The organism is [Actinomadura] parvosata subsp. kistnae, from assembly GCF_900323885.1.
Classification (GTDB): domain Bacteria; phylum Actinomycetota; class Actinomycetes; order Streptosporangiales; family Streptosporangiaceae; genus Nonomuraea; species Nonomuraea composti.
The window spans coordinates 614,553-629,176 of record NZ_OOHJ01000015.1 but is presented as its reverse complement, the minus strand read 5'-3'; the positions used below and the strand labels follow the sequence as shown (position 1 = coordinate 629,176).

14 protein-coding genes and 2 pseudogenes are annotated in these 14,624 nt (G+C 73.2%); 5 read left to right on the top strand and 11 right to left on the bottom strand.

What is annotated here, in order from left to right; all coding sequences use genetic code 11:
- Window positions 1-36: 36 nt before the first annotated feature.
- Genes KIS93_RS17605 through KIS93_RS17590 form a run of 4 tightly spaced genes read left to right on the top strand, consistent with a single transcriptional unit; the run spans window position 37 to window position 4,150 of the window.
- Window positions 37-804 carry an ATP-binding cassette domain-containing protein gene (locus tag KIS93_RS17605; protein ID WP_080036571.1) on the top strand — a complete coding sequence of 256 codons (768 nt, stop codon included), beginning with the start codon at window positions 37-39 and terminating at the stop codon, window positions 802-804.
- The gene (locus KIS93_RS17600) at window positions 801-1,865 is read left to right on the top strand and encodes an ABC transporter permease (protein ID WP_080036572.1); all 1,065 of its coding nucleotides are present in this window, start codon (window positions 801-803) and stop codon (window positions 1,863-1,865) included. Before KIS93_RS17605 ends, KIS93_RS17600 begins: the two co-directional genes overlap by 4 nt.
- A gap of 13 nt (window positions 1,866-1,878) precedes the next feature.
- Window positions 1,879-2,844 (top strand): ABC transporter substrate-binding protein, encoded by a 966-nt coding sequence (locus tag KIS93_RS17595; protein ID WP_080036573.1) that lies wholly within the window; start codon window positions 1,879-1,881, stop codon window positions 2,842-2,844.
- A gap of 49 nt (window positions 2,845-2,893) precedes the next feature.
- Window positions 2,894-4,150, top strand: a complete 1,257-nt coding sequence (locus KIS93_RS17590; protein ID WP_080036574.1) for a DUF1266 domain-containing protein — start codon at window positions 2,894-2,896, stop codon at window positions 4,148-4,150.
- Here the strand turns inward: KIS93_RS17590 and KIS93_RS17585 are convergent.
- From KIS93_RS17585 to KIS93_RS17565, 5 genes are all read right to left on the bottom strand, one after another.
- Window positions 4,147-4,413, bottom strand: a complete 267-nt coding sequence (locus KIS93_RS17585; protein ID WP_080036575.1) for a hypothetical protein — start codon at window positions 4,411-4,413, stop codon at window positions 4,147-4,149. The two genes, KIS93_RS17590 and KIS93_RS17585, sit on opposite strands and share 4 nt — an antisense overlap.
- A gap of 69 nt (window positions 4,414-4,482) precedes the next feature.
- Window positions 4,483-5,334 carry a helix-turn-helix domain-containing protein gene (locus KIS93_RS17580; RefSeq protein WP_080036576.1) on the bottom strand — a complete coding sequence of 284 codons (852 nt, stop codon included), beginning with the start codon at window positions 5,332-5,334 and terminating at the stop codon, window positions 4,483-4,485.
- Window positions 5,335-5,391: 57 nt separating this feature from the next.
- Window positions 5,392-5,670 carry a hypothetical protein gene (locus tag KIS93_RS17575; protein WP_080036577.1) on the bottom strand — a complete coding sequence of 93 codons (279 nt, stop codon included), beginning with the start codon at window positions 5,668-5,670 and terminating at the stop codon, window positions 5,392-5,394.
- Window positions 5,671-5,765: 95 nt separating this feature from the next.
- A complete protein-coding gene (locus tag KIS93_RS17570; RefSeq protein WP_080036578.1) occupies window positions 5,766-6,782 on the bottom strand; it encodes a phosphotransferase family protein in 1,017 nt (338 codons plus the stop codon).
- A 62-nt stretch (window positions 6,783-6,844) separates the two neighbouring features.
- Window positions 6,845-7,651: a GNAT family N-acetyltransferase gene (locus KIS93_RS17565; RefSeq protein WP_222107509.1), complete on the bottom strand. Its 807-nt coding sequence runs from the start codon at window positions 7,649-7,651 to the stop codon at window positions 6,845-6,847.
- Between the two features lie 63 nt (window positions 7,652-7,714).
- On the opposite strand from KIS93_RS17565, the gene KIS93_RS17560 reads away from it, so the two are divergent.
- Entirely contained in the window at window positions 7,715-8,593 is an 879-nt protein-coding gene (locus KIS93_RS17560) for an ROK family protein (protein ID WP_080036580.1), read from the top strand.
- Here KIS93_RS17560 and KIS93_RS17555 read toward each other — a convergent pair.
- The 6 genes and pseudogenes from KIS93_RS17555 to KIS93_RS17540 form a co-directional block, all read right to left on the bottom strand.
- The gene (locus tag KIS93_RS17555) at window positions 8,547-10,295 is read right to left on the bottom strand and encodes an acyclic terpene utilization AtuA family protein (RefSeq protein ID WP_080036581.1); all 1,749 of its coding nucleotides are present in this window, start codon (window positions 10,293-10,295) and stop codon (window positions 8,547-8,549) included. The genes KIS93_RS17560 and KIS93_RS17555 overlap by 47 nt on opposite strands.
- Before the next feature lie 4 nt (window positions 10,296-10,299).
- Window positions 10,300-11,067, bottom strand: coding sequence for an enoyl-CoA hydratase-related protein (locus KIS93_RS17550; RefSeq protein ID WP_080036582.1), 768 nt, complete (start codon window positions 11,065-11,067; stop codon window positions 10,300-10,302).
- Window positions 11,064-11,987, bottom strand: a complete 924-nt coding sequence (locus tag KIS93_RS69540) for a biotin/lipoyl-containing protein (RefSeq protein WP_335673896.1) — start codon at window positions 11,985-11,987, stop codon at window positions 11,064-11,066. The genes KIS93_RS17550 and KIS93_RS69540 overlap by 4 nt, the downstream gene beginning before the upstream one ends.
- An 86-nt stretch (window positions 11,988-12,073) precedes the next feature.
- Window positions 12,074-12,466 (bottom strand): annotated as a pseudogene (locus KIS93_RS69535) (ATP-binding protein); the annotation flags it as partial.
- A 197-nt stretch (window positions 12,467-12,663) separates the two neighbouring features.
- Window positions 12,664-12,933 (bottom strand): annotated as a pseudogene (locus tag KIS93_RS69530) (biotin carboxylase N-terminal domain-containing protein); the annotation flags it as partial.
- Window positions 12,930-14,465, bottom strand: a complete 1,536-nt coding sequence (locus KIS93_RS17540) for an acyl-CoA carboxylase subunit beta (RefSeq protein WP_080046442.1) — start codon at window positions 14,463-14,465, stop codon at window positions 12,930-12,932. The gene KIS93_RS17540 and the pseudogene KIS93_RS69530, both read right to left, overlap by 4 nt.
- Window positions 14,466-14,624: the final 159 nt, after the last annotated feature.

The following is a 14,624-nucleotide window of genomic DNA, read 5'->3' as shown; positions in this document are numbered from 1 at the left end:
CTTGACAACGATGTCAGACCGTTTCTTGATGGTCTTATGGCCGTACCGCTGATCGCCGCCCGCGGGATCGTGAAGAGCTACGGCCAGGTCGAGGCGCTGCGCGGCGCGGACTTCAGCCTGGGGGCGGGCGAGGTGGTCGCGCTGATCGGCGACAACGGGGCCGGGAAGTCCACGCTGGCGAAGATCCTCTCGGGCGTCGAGCGTCCGGACGGCGGGACGATCGAGGTCGACGGCGAGCCGGTCGCGTTCGGCTCCGCGGAGGAGGCCAGGAGCGCCGGCATCGAGACCGTCTACCAGGACCTGGCCCTCTGCGCCGACCTCACCCCCGCCGCGAACTTCTTCCTCGGCAGGGAACGGCTGCGGCCCGGCCTGCTGGGGCTGCTCGGCGTGCTCGACAACGCCGCCATGCGCCGCGCGACCCAGGACGCCTGCGAGCGGCTCGGCGTGCGGCTGCCCTCCCAGAGCGCGCCCGTGTCGGCCCTGTCCGGCGGGCAGCGGCAGGGCGTCGCCGTGGCCAGGGCGGTGACGTGGGCGCGGCGGGCGGTGTTCATGGACGAGCCGACGGCGGCGCTCGGCGTGGTGCAGACGCGCCGGGTGCTCGACCTCATCAGGACCGTACGCGACTCCGGCGTGTCCGTCGTGCTCATCAGCCACAACATGCAGGACGTCATGGCGGTCTCCGACCGGGTCGAGGTGCTGCGGCTGGGCCGGCGGGTGGCCTGCTTCGCCACGGCACAGGCGTCGATGGAGGACCTGGTCGGCGCCATGACCGGCGCCCTGGAGCAGCAGGAGGGCCGGCCATGACGGGCGGGGCCGCGCACGACGGGCCGACGGGGACGGGCGGGGCCGCGCACGACGGGCCGGCGGGGACGGGCCGGGTCGCTCGCGATGCGGCGGCGGAGAGGGCGGGCGCGAAGCCGGCGCGGACCGGCCGCGGCGGGCTGCAGGTCGTGTGGATCGGGCTGGTGCTGGTCGCGCTGCTGGCCGCGTTCTCGGTGCTGGCCCCGCGCGCGTTCCCCACCTCCTTCAACCTGCTCAACCTGGTCAGCGACGCCGCGATCCTCCTCCTGCTGGCCACCGGCATGACGTTCGTGATCATCACGGCGGGCATCGACCTGTCGGTGGGCGGCGTGCTCGTGTTCTCGGCCGTGGTGGCGGCCAAGGTCACCGAGGCCACCGGCTCCGCGGCGCTCGGCGCGGCCGGCGCGCTGGTCACCGGCCTGGCCTGGGGCGGGCTGAACGGGGTGCTGGTCGCGCTGGGCCGGATCCCGGCGCTGATCGTGACGCTGGGCACGCTCGGCATGTCGCTCGGCGGGGCGCTCCTGCTCACCGGCGGCGTCGACCTGCGCGCCCCCGCGGACCTCAACCTGGGGCTCGGGCTGGCGCGCTGGCTCGGCGTGCCGCTGATCGTGTGGATCTGCGCCGCCATCACCGCCGCCCTGGCGCTGGCGCTCGCCTTCACCCGCTTCGGCCGCCACACGTACGCGATCGGCTCCAACGCCGAGGCCGCCCGGCGCGCCGGCGTGGCCGTGCGCGGCCACCTGATCAAGGTCTACGGCCTGGCGGGGCTGCTCGCGGGGCTGGCGGGGCACCTGTCGCTGGCCAAGTACGGCATCACCGGCGTCTCCGCGCACTCCACCGACAACCTCCAGGCCATCGCGGCCGTGGTGATCGGCGGCACGTCCCTGTTCGGCGGGGTGGGGACGGTGGCGGGCACGGTCATCGGCGTGTTCATCCCCGTCGTGCTCCAGAACGGCTTCCAGATCCTCGGCGTGCGCCCGTTCTGGCAGCAGGTGGTGGTGGGCGCCGTGCTCGTCGCCGCCGTGTACCTGGACCAGTGGCGGCGCCGGGCCCGCGACCAGTGAAGGAGGCACCACCATGCGCAAGGCCATGGCCGCCCTCGCGGCGATGCTGCTGATCACGTCCTGCGGAGGCGGCGGTGAAGGCTCGGGCGGCGGTGGTGACCGGATCAGGGTCGCGCTCGTGCAGGGGCTGGCGGGGGAGGAGTTCTACGAGACGATGGCGTGCGGGGCGCGGGCCAAGGCCAAGGAGCTGGGGGTGGACCTCGACGTGCAGGGGCCGCAGAAGTTCGACCCGACGTTGCAGACGCCGATCGTCAACTCCGTCGTCGCCGGCGCGCCGGACGCCATGCTCATCGCCCCGACCGACGTCAAGGCCATGATCGCGCCGCTGACCCAGGCGAAGCAGCAGAACATCAAGATCATCCTGGTGGACACGGTGGTCGAGGACCCGACCATCGGCCTGTCCAGGATCAGCACCGACAACCTCAAGGGCGGCGCGGCGGCGGCCGAGGCGCTGTCGGAGCAGGTCGGCGGCAAGGGCAAGGTGCTGGTGATCTCCACCGACCCCGGCGTCAGCACCGTGGACGCGCGGATCAAGGGCTTCGAGGACGAGATCAAGGCGAGCCACCCCGGCCTCACCTACGTCGGGGTGCAGTACTCGCACAACGACGTCGGCGAGGCGTCCCGGATCATGAACGCGGCGCTGGCCAAGGACGCCGACCTGGCCGGGGTGTTCGCCACGAACCTCAACTCGGCCACCGGCGCGGGCACCGCACTCCAGCAGGCCGGCAAGCTCGGCAAGGTCAAGATGGTCGGCTTCGACGCGGGCCCGGCGCAGGTGAAGCAGCTCAAGGACGGCGTCGTGCAGGCGCTGATCGCGCAATTGCCCGCCGACATCGGGGCGAAGGGCGTCGAGCAGGCCGTCGCGGCGGTGAAGGGGCAGGAGGTCACGCCGTCGATCCCGACCGACGCCACGATCGTCACCGCCGCGAACGTGGACCGGCCGGAGGTGCAGAAGGTCCTCTACAAGGCGGGCTGCTGAGCAGCGAAGCCTCTCGTACCCCCACAAAACGGTTGTAAGGTAACGCGGCATGGGGGTGGGTGACGAGCCCGGCGCGGCCTCTCAGGCGCCGGGTCCGGGTGGTTGGGCGCACGGTTCGGGGTGGCGGGCGCCGGGCGAGGTCGAGCGGGACCTGTACGCCGCCAAGCTGCGCGGCGACTGGCCCGCCTACCTCGACGTCCTGGCCCGGGCCGACCTCTACCACGCGATGTCGCGCGCCCAGGCCGACGCCCAGCCGGGCTGGATCCACTTCAACCCCGTCCGGGTGAACGGCCACCTGATGCTCGCCTTCCACACCGACGGGATGCTCCCGGCGCCCGTGCCCGACCCGGTCTTCTTCGCCACCGACCTGGCCGACCTCGCGCAGGACTGGCCGCGCGACGACGAGTGGCTGGCCGTCAACCCGGGCACCCCGGTCGAGGCGTTCTTCCCGGCCACGGCCGCCCACCGGCAGCTGTGGCGCCGGCACGTCGAGCGCGCGACCGCCCCGAGGCGTGGCCGGCTGCGCACCCTGTGGTCGGGCGGCCCGCTGCACGGGCCGGTCGCGCACGGGCTGGCCTGCGGGGCGCTCCTGTGCGTCACGAACGGCTCCCTCTGGAACGCGATGGGCTGGCACGGCACCGGCTACGTCCGGGAGCGCCGCCGCTTGCAGGAGTGGTGGGGCATCACGGACCGGGCGGGCTGGGCGAGCGCGATGGAGGACCTCCTCGCCGGCGAGATGAGCAGCTCGGTCTGGGGCTTCGTGCTGGGCGTGCGCCGCAGCCTGGCCCTCGACTTCGGCGGCGCCGTCGAGCTGGACCACTGGCGGCACGCGACCACCCGCGTCCTGCACCACCGCGCGGCCCAGCCCGCGGGCACAGGGCAGAGCGTGCGGTCGGTGAGCGAGACCGAGCTGCGGGCTCAGGTGGCCGGGGCGCAGCGGCTCATCGGCCGGATCGCCAGGTACGAGGCCCGCTTCCGCGCCGACGGCCTCCTCCCCGAGAACCGTTTCGTGCACTCGGTGGCGGCCTGGGACTACGGCCGGGCCTCGAAGATGGCCCGCTGGGGCCTCGGCGCCCGCTACTGCGCCCTGGAGGAGGCCGAGCAGGCCGTCCTGCGGGCCGGCCGGGTCAGCCGGCTCGACTACCGCTCGTGGGAGGACTTCTCGGCCGCGTACATCCTGGGCCGCTGCCTGCACTTCGACGAGGAGGAGTTCGGCGACTGGTACGGCGAGATGCTCGACGCGCACCGCATCCTGACGACCGACCCGGCCAGCCCCTGGCGCAACATCCCCTTCAAGCAGCCCTAAGCCGGCAGGGCCGCCAGGAGGAAGGCGAGGCGGGCGGCGGCGGACTCCACGTCTTCGGTGGTGCCCAGCCGGTAGCCCCACGAGGTGACGAAGGCTCCGTCGTCGGAGCACGTCACCGTCTCCGCGAGGGTCGCCGAGAAGCGGTTGCGGACCGCCACGTAGGCCGGGTCGCTGGACAGCGCCAGACTCTGCACGGACAGGTCGGCGTGACGACCCGCGTGCCAGGCGAACCGCTCGAGGCACAGCGCGGTATCAAGCATCATGCGTCACCTCCGCAACGTCTCGCGACAGAATTGCACGATCTTGCGGTGGGTGGCAAGCAATTGCTGCGGTTAATGTGGGCTTTGTTTCCGGTAATCGTGAAGAATCGAGATGATGACTTCCCGCCCGGCTTCCCCGAACTCGGCCGCTTTCGCGTAGTCGTCGAACGCCCGCACGTAGAAGGCGATGTCGTCGGGGTCGCGCAGGATGAGGTCCTTCGTCATGGTGGCGACGGCGACCATGGCCTCGTTGTAGATCCAGAAGCCGTTGACGGGGTTGGCCGGCAGCTCGGTGGCGAAGGGGATGACGCCGAACTCGACGTTCGGCAGCGTGCTGACGGCGAGCAGGCGGTCGAGCTGGCCGCGCATCACCTCGGGCGGCGCGAGCGCGGTGCGCAGGGTCGCCTCGGTGACCACGAACCTGAAGGTCCGCGTGCGGTCGTAGAGGATCTCCTGGCGCTGCATGCGCACGCGGACGGCCGCGTCGATCTGGTCGGCGGCGCTGTAGAGCCGCTTGACCTTGCGGAAGACGTGCCGGGCGTACTCGGAGGTCTGCAGCAGGCCGACGATGATGCCCGGCTCGAAGACGCGGAAGACCTTGGTGCGCGCCTCCAGGTCGCGGATGTCCTCCTGGATGGCGGCCAGGCCGCTGCGGTGGCGCTGCTTCCAGTCGTCGTGCCGCTCCAGCAGCGCGATCGACTGCCTGATCAGCTCGTCGGTCGTGTCGGGCGAGGCGTTGACGGCCTGCGCCCACACGACGACGTCGTCCTCGGTCGCCGTCTGCCGGGCGTTCTCCAGCCTGGAGACCTTGGACGGCTGCCAGCGCAGCCGCTCGGCCAGCTCCTTGCCCGACAGATGGGCCGCCTCGCGCAGCTGGCGTAGCTGGCTGCCGAGGTCGATGCGCGCCTGCTGAAAGGACGTCACGCCGCAAGAGGCTAGCCCCGCCCGCGCCGATCATGCCAGGGCCCGCCGCAATTGTGATCAACCGGTTGCCGTGGGTGTTCCTCCGCTGCTCGGGAAAGCGTTTGCCGCAGGGGCATGCTTACTGGCGGCGTCCGGCAGGACGCGGCGGGCGATCTCGGTGATGAGCTCGCGGGGGACCTCGACCGCGGTCTCGCCGTCGAGGACGTCACGGAGGTCCGCGAGCGCCTCCGCGTCGGTCACTTGCAGACCTTGCACGACGATGGTGCCGCGGTCGGTCTCGTACAGGGTGGGACAGGCGCCCGCCTCCGAGGTGGAGCCGAGGAACCGCATTCGCATGACGATCCTTCCCCGATTAATTGTGCAATTGCGCGCAATTGTACGCGTAAGCGCCCGGCTTGTGATCGTTTTTCGGAAACGTGATATGTGACGGCTCAGTCGAGAGCCCCGTCCATGAACTCCCGCGCCCGCTCGAACAAGCCCAGCGTCGCCGCGTGCAGCAGGTCGCCGAGGTCCTGCGGCGCCTTCCCGGCGAACGCCCTGGCGTGGGTGCCTTCGAGCACGATGCCGAGCTTGAAGCAGGCCATCACCGCGTACCACTCGATGGCCGACATGTCCCGCTCCGACAGCGCCCCGTAGTACGCGACCAGCTCGCGCGGCGGCGGCAGCCCCGGCACGTGCTCGTTGCCGGACGGCCACATCGCCAGCAACCAGCCCAGATCCACCAGCGGATCGCCGATCGTGCACATCTCCCAGTCGACGATCGCGGCCACGCGCGGGCTGTCGGGGGCGAACATGAGGTTCGCGAAGTGGTAGTCGCCGTGCATGACGCCCGGGGTGAACGTGCGGGGCAGGTGCCGGGTCAGCCACTCGGCCGTCTCGTGCAGGCCGGGGATGTCGGGGCCCGGATAGCCGTCGAGCTCGCCGTAGGAGTCGAGCTCCTTGAGCCAGCGCGGCACCTGCCGCTCCAGGAAGCCCTCCGGCCGCCCGAACCCCGGCAGCACGGCCGGATCGACGCGCCCCAGCTCGGCCAGCGCGGCGGCGGCCTCCAGCCCCATCCGGTGCCTGATCGCCGGGTCGGAGGCGTGCGGCTCCGGCAGCCCCGTCGAGGGGTTGAACCCGTCGACCGGCTCCATCAGGTAGAACACCGGCTCGCGCGCCGTCTGCGCGGCCACCAGCCGGGGCGCGGGCACGGGCGTGTCGCGCAGCGCGGCCAGCACCCGCGCCTCGCGGCGCAGCACCTCGTTGCTCTTGCGGCGGGTGTGCAGGGGAGGTCGGCGCAGGATGTACGGGCGGCCGCCCCGCTCGAAGCGGACCATGACGTTCTGCGTGCCGCCCAGGACCGGCGCCTGCCCCGTGATCGGGCCGCCGGGCAGCCCCTCGGCGTCCATCCACGCGCCGAGCTCGTCGAAGTCGATGACGCCGACGTCGATGTGGGTGGAGGAGGTCATGGACCGCCCTTCGGCAGAACGATATTCTGGTGCTTGACCCTACGAGAGCCCCGCGCGGCGGGTCAACCCAGCGCCTGCATGAACGGCAGATACTGGCACGACCGGTCGCCCGGCAGGTCCCCGCCGCGCACCATCATCGAGACCTCCCACGGGCTGCCGATCCCGTGCTCGCCCGCCCAGGCGATCAGCGCCCGCCTGGACAGGTCGAAGTCCATCCGCACCGCGCCGCCCGCGTGCAGCGCCAGGTCCCCGATCAGCGCCCTGGCCGTCTCCTCGTCGCGCGCCACGACCGGGCCGATCACCGTGTTGTCGTCGTTGCGCCAGCAGTGCCCGAAACCGCCCTCGGCCACGCGCACCTGCACGCCGAACCCGAACATCCGCCGCAGCAGCGCCGAGCGGTCCGTGCCGAACACCTCCGCGTCGAGCCGCAGGATGGCGTCGAGATCCGCCTCCGTGGCCGGGCGGGTGCGCCCCGACGGCTCGCCACGGAAGACGCCCGTGTGCTTGGCCGCCCGGCCGGCGACGCGGAAGCCGAGCCGCTCGTACAGGGGGCGGCCCATCTCCGTGGCGTACAGCGAGACCGTGCGCCCGGCCGCCCGCTCCAGCACGTGCTCCATCAGCCTGCCGGCCAGCCCCTGCCGCTCGTACCTGGAGGCCGTCAGCACCATGCTGATCACCGCGTGGTCGTCGCCGTAGAAGGTGAGCACGTTCGTGCCGGCCAGGCCGTCGCCGTCGGGGGCGTCGATGCCGTACGGCTCGCCCACCTCGAACAGCAGGCTCCACTTGTGCCGCTCGGGCAGCCACCCGCGGTCCTTCGCCAGGCGGGCGCAGTCGTCGAGGTCGGCCAGGGTGAGGCGGCGAACGTTCATGGGGGCATTGTTCTTCATGGAGGATGAAGGTCTCAAAACGATTTTCCGGAGGTGGAGGGGCGGATGGGGTACGTGGCGGCCATCGACGTCGGCGGCACCACCATGAAAGGCGGGCTCGTCGCCAGGGACGGGACGATCCGTCACGCCGAGCGCCGCCCCACCCCGCGCGCCGAGGGCCCCGCCCGGGTGGTCGCCGCCATCTCCGCCTTCGTCGCCGACCTCGCCCGCCCCCGCGACGGCGTGCGGCCCCAGGCCGTGGGGCTCGCGGTGCCCGGCCTGGTCACGCCCACGCACGCCGTGTTCTCGGCCGCGTTCGGCTGGCGGGACGTGCCCGCCGAGGCGTTCGCCGGGGACGTTGACCTGCCGGTGGCGCTCGGCCACGACGTCCGCTCGGCCGGCGAGGCCGAGCTGGCCTACGGAGGCGGCGAGGACGACGTGCTGTACCTGCCCATCGGCACCGGCATCGCGGGCGCCGTGGTGCTGTCCGGGACGCTCTACGGCGGCGCCGGCGGGTGGGCCGGGCAGATCGGGCACATCCCCGTGCGGCCCGCCGGGGCGGCCTGCGGCTGCGGGCAGCGCGGCTGCCTGGCCGCCTACGCCTCGGGAGGGGCCGTCGCGGCCCGGTTCGGCGCCCCCGGGGCCGAGGAGGTGGTGCGGGCGCTCCTCGACGGGGACGCGCGGGCGGCCGCCGTCTGGGACGACGCCGTGGACGCGCTCGCCCTGGCGCTGGCCACGTACACGCTGGTGCTGGACCCCGCGGCCGTCGTCATCGGCGGCGGGGTCGCGCAGGCGGGCGAGACCCTGCTCGCGCCGCTGCGCACGCGGCTGAGCGCCCGCCTGGGGGAGCGGCCCGCGCCTGCGGTGCGGGCCTCGTCCCTCGGGGCCGTGGCCGGGCTCATGGGGGCGGGGCTGCTGGGGTGGCGGGCGGCGCGAGCGACATAGGGACGTCCACCGGCCGCGCCCGCAGCTCCTCGCCGAGCGCCTTCGCCTGCGGGTCCATGCGCGGGCTCGCGGCCACGCCCCTGCCCAGGAGGCCGTGCACGACGAAGTTGAGCGCCTTCAGGTTGGGCAGGTCGTGGCGGTCCACGCGGTAGGGGGCGAGGCCGGGCAGGAGGCGCTTGAGCGTCTCGACGGTCAGGTGGGCGGCCAGCCAGTCGTAGCGGGCCTCGGTGTCGGTCCAGACCCCCAGGTTCGCGTTGCCGCCCTTGTCGCCCGAGCGGGCACCCGCGATGCGCCCCAGGGGGATCGTGGTGACCGGCTCCGGCGAACCTGCGCCGGACGCCGCGACCTCGACAGGCGCCGCGAGAGGTGCGGCCTGCACGCGGGTCGCCGGGGCCGGGAGGCTTGTGGCGTGCTCGGGGGTCGCCGCGGCCGGGAGAGGGATCTCCTCGCCGTTCAGGACCACCCTGGGACGCACCTCCGAGGCTGGCACCAGCACCGGCCAGTACACCCCGTAAGGCGAGGCGTTCCCGGGCGGGGAGAGGCCGTAGAAGCCCGGATAGCTGGCCAGCCCGGTCTCCACGACGGCGGAGGAGAAGGCGCGGCCCGCCGTGCGCTCGTCCGCGGACATCACCGTGATCCGCAGCAGCCCCGAATCCGTGAGCGTCACGTCCACCGAGTCGAACGACTCGCGCGGGATGCGCGCCCAGATCGCCTCCTCGGCCACCCGCGCCTTGGCCGGCACGTCGAGGCCGGTCAGCACGAGCGTCATCGTGTTGCGGTAGCCGCCCAGGTAGTTGACGGCGACCTTGAGCGTGTCCGGCGGGGGCTCGCCGCGCACGCCGGAGATCAGGACCCGGTCGGGGCCGTCGCCGGACAGGGTGATCGTGTCGAAGCGGGCCACCACGTCAGGGCCGAGGTAGCGGGGGCCGCCCAGCTCGTACACGAGCTGCGCCGTGACCGTGCCGACCGAGACCAGCCCGCCGGTGCCCGGGTGCTTGGTGATGACGGACGAGCCGTCCGCGCGCAGCTCGGCGATAGGAAAGCCGCAGTGCGCCAGGTCCGGCACGTCCTGGAAGAACGCGTAGTTGCCGCCCGTCGCCTGGCAGCCGCACTCGATGACGTGCCCGGCCACCACCGAGCCCGCCAGCGGGTCGAGGTCGTCCGGCCCCCAGCCGTAGCGCCAGATGCCCGGGCCCGTGACCAGGGCGGCGTCCGTGACCCGGCCGGTCACCACGACGTCCGCGCCCGCCGACAGCGCGGCGGCGATCGGCCGCCCGCCGAGGTAGGCGTTCGCGGTCAGCGGGGTGGCGGTCAGGTGCTCGCCGGTGTCGGCGTTGACCAGGGGGAGCTCCCGGCCGGTGAGGTCGTCGCCGGTGACGTGCGCCACGGACGGGGCGAGGCCGAGGCGGCCGGCCAGCTCGTGCACGACCTCCGCGCAGCCGGCCGGGTCGAGGCCGCCCGCGTTCGTCACGATCCTGATGCCGCGGTCGAGGCAGGGCCCCAGGACGTCCTCGAGCTGGCGCAGGAACGTCGGCGCGTACCCCGGGCGGCCCTTGAGCCGGTTGCCGGCCAGGATGAGCATGGTCAGCTCGGCCAGCCAGTCGCCGGTCAGCACGTCGATCGGGCCGCCCTCGACCATCTCCCTGGCGGCGGAGAGCCGGTCACCGTAGAAGCCGCTGCAGTTGGCGACGCGCAGCACCATCGGCTCAGCCCTCCGCGGGCACCCACGCGGGCGGGCGCTTGTCGCGGAAGGCCGCGATGCCCTCCTGGCCCTCCTCCGAGGTGAAGCGCTCGGCCGACAGCTCGGCCATCCGGCGCAGCCCTTCACCGAACGGCATCGCCGGCACCTCCCTGACCAGCCGTTTCGTGATCGCCAGCGCCTCCGGGCCGCCCAGCGCGAGCATCCCGGCGTACCGGGCCACGGTCGCGTCCAGCTCCTCCGGCGGGACGGCCGCCGACAGCAGGCCGATCTCCACCGCCCGCGCGGCGTCGAAGACCTCGCCGGTCAGGAAGTATTCGGCCGCCGCCCGGGCGCTCAGCCTGCGCAGCACCGGGACGGCGATCATGGCGGGCGCGACGCCCAGCCGTACCTCCGTGAACGCGAACGACGCCGTCAGCGGCGCGATCGCGAAGTCGCACGCCGCCACCAGCCCCAGGCCGCCGGCCCGCGCCGTGCCGTTGAGCCGGCAGACCACCGGCTTCGGGCTGTCCCAGATCAGCTCCAGGACCTCCGGGAACGCGGCCGTCACCGGCGCGCCCGAGGCCCGCTGCTCCTTGAGGTCGGCCCCCGAGCAGAACACGTTCCCCGTGGCGGTCAGCACGATCACTCTGGCCGCCGGCTCGGCCAGCGCCCAGCCCAGCCGCTCGGCCAGCTCGGCGAGCAGGCGGCTGGACAGCGCGTTGCGGTTGGGCGGCGAGTCCAGCGTGATCGTCGCGACGCCCCCCGCCAGCTCCTTGTGCACCAGCTCCGTCATGAGTCCCCCTCCTGAATGATCGCCAGCACCGCTCCCGCGTCGACCTGCCGGCCCTTCTCCACGTGCACGCCCGACACCACGCCGCCGGCCGGCGCGGTGATCACGTGCTCCATCTTCATCGCCTCCAGCACCAGCACCGCCTGGCCCTTGACCACCCGGTCGCCGGGCTCCACCTCGACCCGCAGCACGCTGCCCGGCATGGGGGCCAGCAGCGAGCCGGGCGCGACGTGCTCGGACGGCTCGGGCAGCCGCGGGACGGGGGTCAGCTCCGCGTGGCCGCCCGCGTGGTCGACGCACACGCTGCCGGGATAGTGGGCGATCTCGTACGTACGGCGCAGCCCGCCCTGCTCCAGCACCACCCGGTACTGGTCCGCGGCGACGACGGCGACACCCTCGGGGAGCGGGTCGTAGGTCACCTCGCCGGTCTCCTCGAAGCGGACGGCGCGGGGCTGGGAGCGCACGTTGCGCCAGCCGGCGGGCAGGCCGGCCAGGACGCGGGCGCGGCTGCGATTGAGCGCGGCCATGGCGAGCGCGGCGGCCAGCGCCTCCTGCCCGTCCCGCATCTGAACGGGGGAAGCTTGGAGCGGGCCGTCCGGGTCGAGGAAGCCGGTGTGCGTGTCGCCCGCCACAAAATCCCGATTCGTCAGGATATCCACCAGCAAATCGCGATTTGTCGTGAGGCCGTGCAGCCGCGCCCCGCGCAACGCCGACACCAGCTTGCGCACCGCCTCCGCCCGCGTCGAGCCGTGCGCCACCACCTTCGCCAGCAACGCGTCATAGTGCGGCGACACCACCGACCCCGACTCCACCCCGGCGTCCACCCGCACCCCGCCCGGGATCTCGAACCGCCGCAGCACCCCGGCCTGCGGCACGTGCCCGGAGTCCTCGGCGTACAGGCGCGCCTCGACCGCCCACCCCACCGGCGGGGGCGGCGCGGGCGGCAGCGCGGCCCCTCCGCCACCTCGATCTGCAGCCGCACCAGATCCACGCCGTGGACCAGCTCGGTCACCGGATGCTCGACCTGGAGCCGGGTGTTCATCTCAAGGAACGCCACCCGGTCGCCCTTGACCAGGAACTCCACGGTGCCGGCGCCGACGTACCCGATCGTGCGCGCGGCCCGCGTCGCGGCCTCGTACAGCAGGGAGCGCGTCGCCTCCGAGATGCCCGGCGAGGGACACTCCTCGACCACCTTCTGGTGCCGCCGCTGCACGCTGCACTCGCGCTCGCCCAGCGCCCACACGGTGCCGTGCCGGTCGGCCAGCACCTGCACCTCCACGTGCCGGGCCCGCTCCAGCAGCGGCTCGGCGAACACGGTGCCGTCGCCGAACGCCGAGGCGGCCTCCCGCCGCGCCGACTCCACCGCCCCCGCCAGCTCCTCGGGCCCGCGCACCACCCGCATCCCGCGCCCGCCGCCCCCGCCGACGCCTTCACCAGCAGTGGGAACTCCTCCGGCGCGGCGAGGTCGAGCGAGGGCAGCACGGGCACCCCCGCCTCCGTCATCAGCCGCTTCGCCCCGATCTTCACCCCCATGGCCGCGATCGCCTCAGGCGGCGGGCCGACCCAGACCAGCCCGGCCGCCAGCACCTCCCGCGCGAAGTCCGCGCTCTCCGACAGGAACCCGTAGCCGGGATGCACGGCGTCCGCCCCCGACGCCCGGCAGGCCGCCAGCAGCCGCTCCACGTCCAGGTACGTCTCCGACGGGCGCACACCCGGCAGGCGCACCGCCAGGTCGGCCTCGGCCACGTGCGGCGACTCCGCGTCGGCGTCGGAGAACACGGCCACCGTGGAGATGCCCAGCTCCCGGCAGGTACGGAAGACGCGGCGGGCGATCTCGCCCCGGTTCGCGACGAGCAGGCGGGTGATCACGGCCGGAACACCCCGAACCCCGCCGCCTCCGGCTCCGGCGCGCTGTTGATCGCCGACAGGCACATCCCCAGCACGGTACGGGTGTCGCGCGGATCGATCACCCCGTCGTCGTACAGGCGCCCCGACAGGAAGAAGGCCAGCGACTCGGCCTCGATCTGCGCCTCCACCATCGCCCGCATCGCCGCGTCGGCCTCCTCGTCGTACACCTGCCCCTTGGCCAGCGCCGAGGCCCGCCCCACGATCGACAGCACCCCCGCGAGCTGCGCCGGGCCCATCACCGCCGACTTCGCGCTCGGCCAGGAGAACAGGAAGCGGGGCTCGTACGCGCGCCCGCACATGCCGTAGTTGCCCGCGCCGTAGGAGGCGCCCATGACGACCGTCAGGTGCGGCACCGTCGAGTTGGACACCGCGTTGATCATCATGGCGCCGTGCTTGATGATGCCGCCCTGCTCGTAGTCCTTGCCGACCATGTACCCGGTCGTGTTCTGCAGGAACAGCAGCGGTGTGCGCGACTGGTTGGCGAGCTGAATGAACTGTGTGGCCTTCTGCGACTCCTCGCTGAACAGCACCCCGCGCGCGTTGGCCAGCACCCCCACCGGATACCCGTGGACGCGGGCCCAGCCCGTCACCAGCGAGGCCCCGTACAGCGGCTTGAACTCCTCGAACATGCTCCCGTCGACCACCCGCGCGATCACCTCGCGCGGGTCGAACGGCACCTTCAGGTCCTCCGGCACGATGCCGAGCAGCTCGTCGGCCGGATACGCCGGCTCCGTCACGCCGGGATCGGGCGCGCGGCCCAGCTTCCGCCAGCCCAGCGAGGCGATGATCCGGCGGCCGAGCCGCAGCGCGTCGTGCTCGTCCTGCGCCAGGTGGTCGGCCAGGCCGCTCACCCGGGCGTGCATCTCCGCCCCGCCGAGCGACTCGTCGTCGGACTCCTCCCCGGTCGCCATCTTGACCAGTGGCGGCCCGCCCAGGAACACCTTCGCCCGCTCCCGCACCATCACCACGTGGTCGCTCATCCCCGGCACGTACGCGCCGCCCGCCGTCGAGTTGCCGAACACCAGCGCCACCGTCGGCACCCCCGCCGCCGACAGTCTCGTCAGGTCGCGGAAGATCTGCCCGCCCGGGATGAAGATCTCCTTCTGCGTCGGCAGGTCCGCGCCGCCGCTCTCCACCAGGTTCACGTACGGGAGCCGGTTGCGCAGCGCGATCTCCGCCGCGCGCAGGGTCTTCTTCAACGTCCACGGGTTCGAGGCGCCGCCGCGGACCGTGGGGTCGTTCGCGGTGATCACGCACTCGACGCCCTCGATCACCCCGATGCCCGTCACCACGCTCGCCCCCACGGGGAAGTCGGTGCCCCAGGCCGCCAGCGGCGACAGCTCCAGGAAGGGGGAGTCGGGGTCGACCAGCAGCTCGACCCGCTCCCTCGCGAGCAGCTTGCCGCGGGCGCGGTGCCGCTCGACGTACTTCGCGCCGCCCCCGGCCACCGCCTTGGCCTGCTCGGCGTCCAGGTCGGCCAGCTTGGCCAGCATCGCCGCGCGCCTGGCGCGGTACTCGGCGCTCGCGGTGTCGAGCCTGCTCGTGATCACGGAGTCCTCGCGACGATCATGCCCAGCACGCTAGCCCAGGCATGGAACGAGCCGCCACCCCGTACCGGGTGGCGGCTCGGCCGTTCATCGGGTCTCAGCGGC

Excerpts from the sequence above, each read along its gene's own strand:
- KIS93_RS17555 (WP_080036581.1), bottom strand. The coding sequence starts at position 10,295 with ATGGTGCTGCGCGTCGCCAACTGCAGCGGCTTCTACGGTGACCGGCTC.
- KIS93_RS17540 (WP_080046442.1), bottom strand. The coding sequence starts at position 14,465 with ATGCTGGCCAAGCTGGCCGACCTGGACGCCGAGCAGGCCAAGGCGGTG.
- KIS93_RS17565 (WP_222107509.1), bottom strand. The coding sequence starts at position 7,651 with ATGAACGTTCGCCGCCTCACCCTGGCCGACCTCGACGACTGCGCCCGC.
- KIS93_RS17560 (WP_080036580.1), top strand. The coding sequence starts at position 7,715 with ATGGGGTACGTGGCGGCCATCGACGTCGGCGGCACCACCATGAAAGGC.
- KIS93_RS17575 (WP_080036577.1), bottom strand. The coding sequence starts at position 5,670 with ATGCGAATGCGGTTCCTCGGCTCCACCTCGGAGGCGGGCGCCTGTCCC.
- KIS93_RS17595 (WP_080036573.1), top strand. The coding sequence starts at position 1,879 with ATGCGCAAGGCCATGGCCGCCCTCGCGGCGATGCTGCTGATCACGTCC.
- KIS93_RS17585 (WP_080036575.1), bottom strand. The coding sequence starts at position 4,413 with ATGATGCTTGATACCGCGCTGTGCCTCGAGCGGTTCGCCTGGCACGCG.
- KIS93_RS17570 (WP_080036578.1), bottom strand. The coding sequence starts at position 6,782 with ATGACCTCCTCCACCCACATCGACGTCGGCGTCATCGACTTCGACGAG.
- KIS93_RS17590 (WP_080036574.1), top strand. The coding sequence starts at position 2,894 with ATGGGGGTGGGTGACGAGCCCGGCGCGGCCTCTCAGGCGCCGGGTCCG.
- KIS93_RS17550 (WP_080036582.1), bottom strand. The coding sequence starts at position 11,067 with ATGACGGAGCTGGTGCACAAGGAGCTGGCGGGGGGCGTCGCGACGATC.
- KIS93_RS17600 (WP_080036572.1), top strand. The coding sequence starts at position 801 with ATGACGGGCGGGGCCGCGCACGACGGGCCGACGGGGACGGGCGGGGCC.
- KIS93_RS17605 (WP_080036571.1), top strand. The coding sequence starts at position 37 with ATGGCCGTACCGCTGATCGCCGCCCGCGGGATCGTGAAGAGCTACGGC.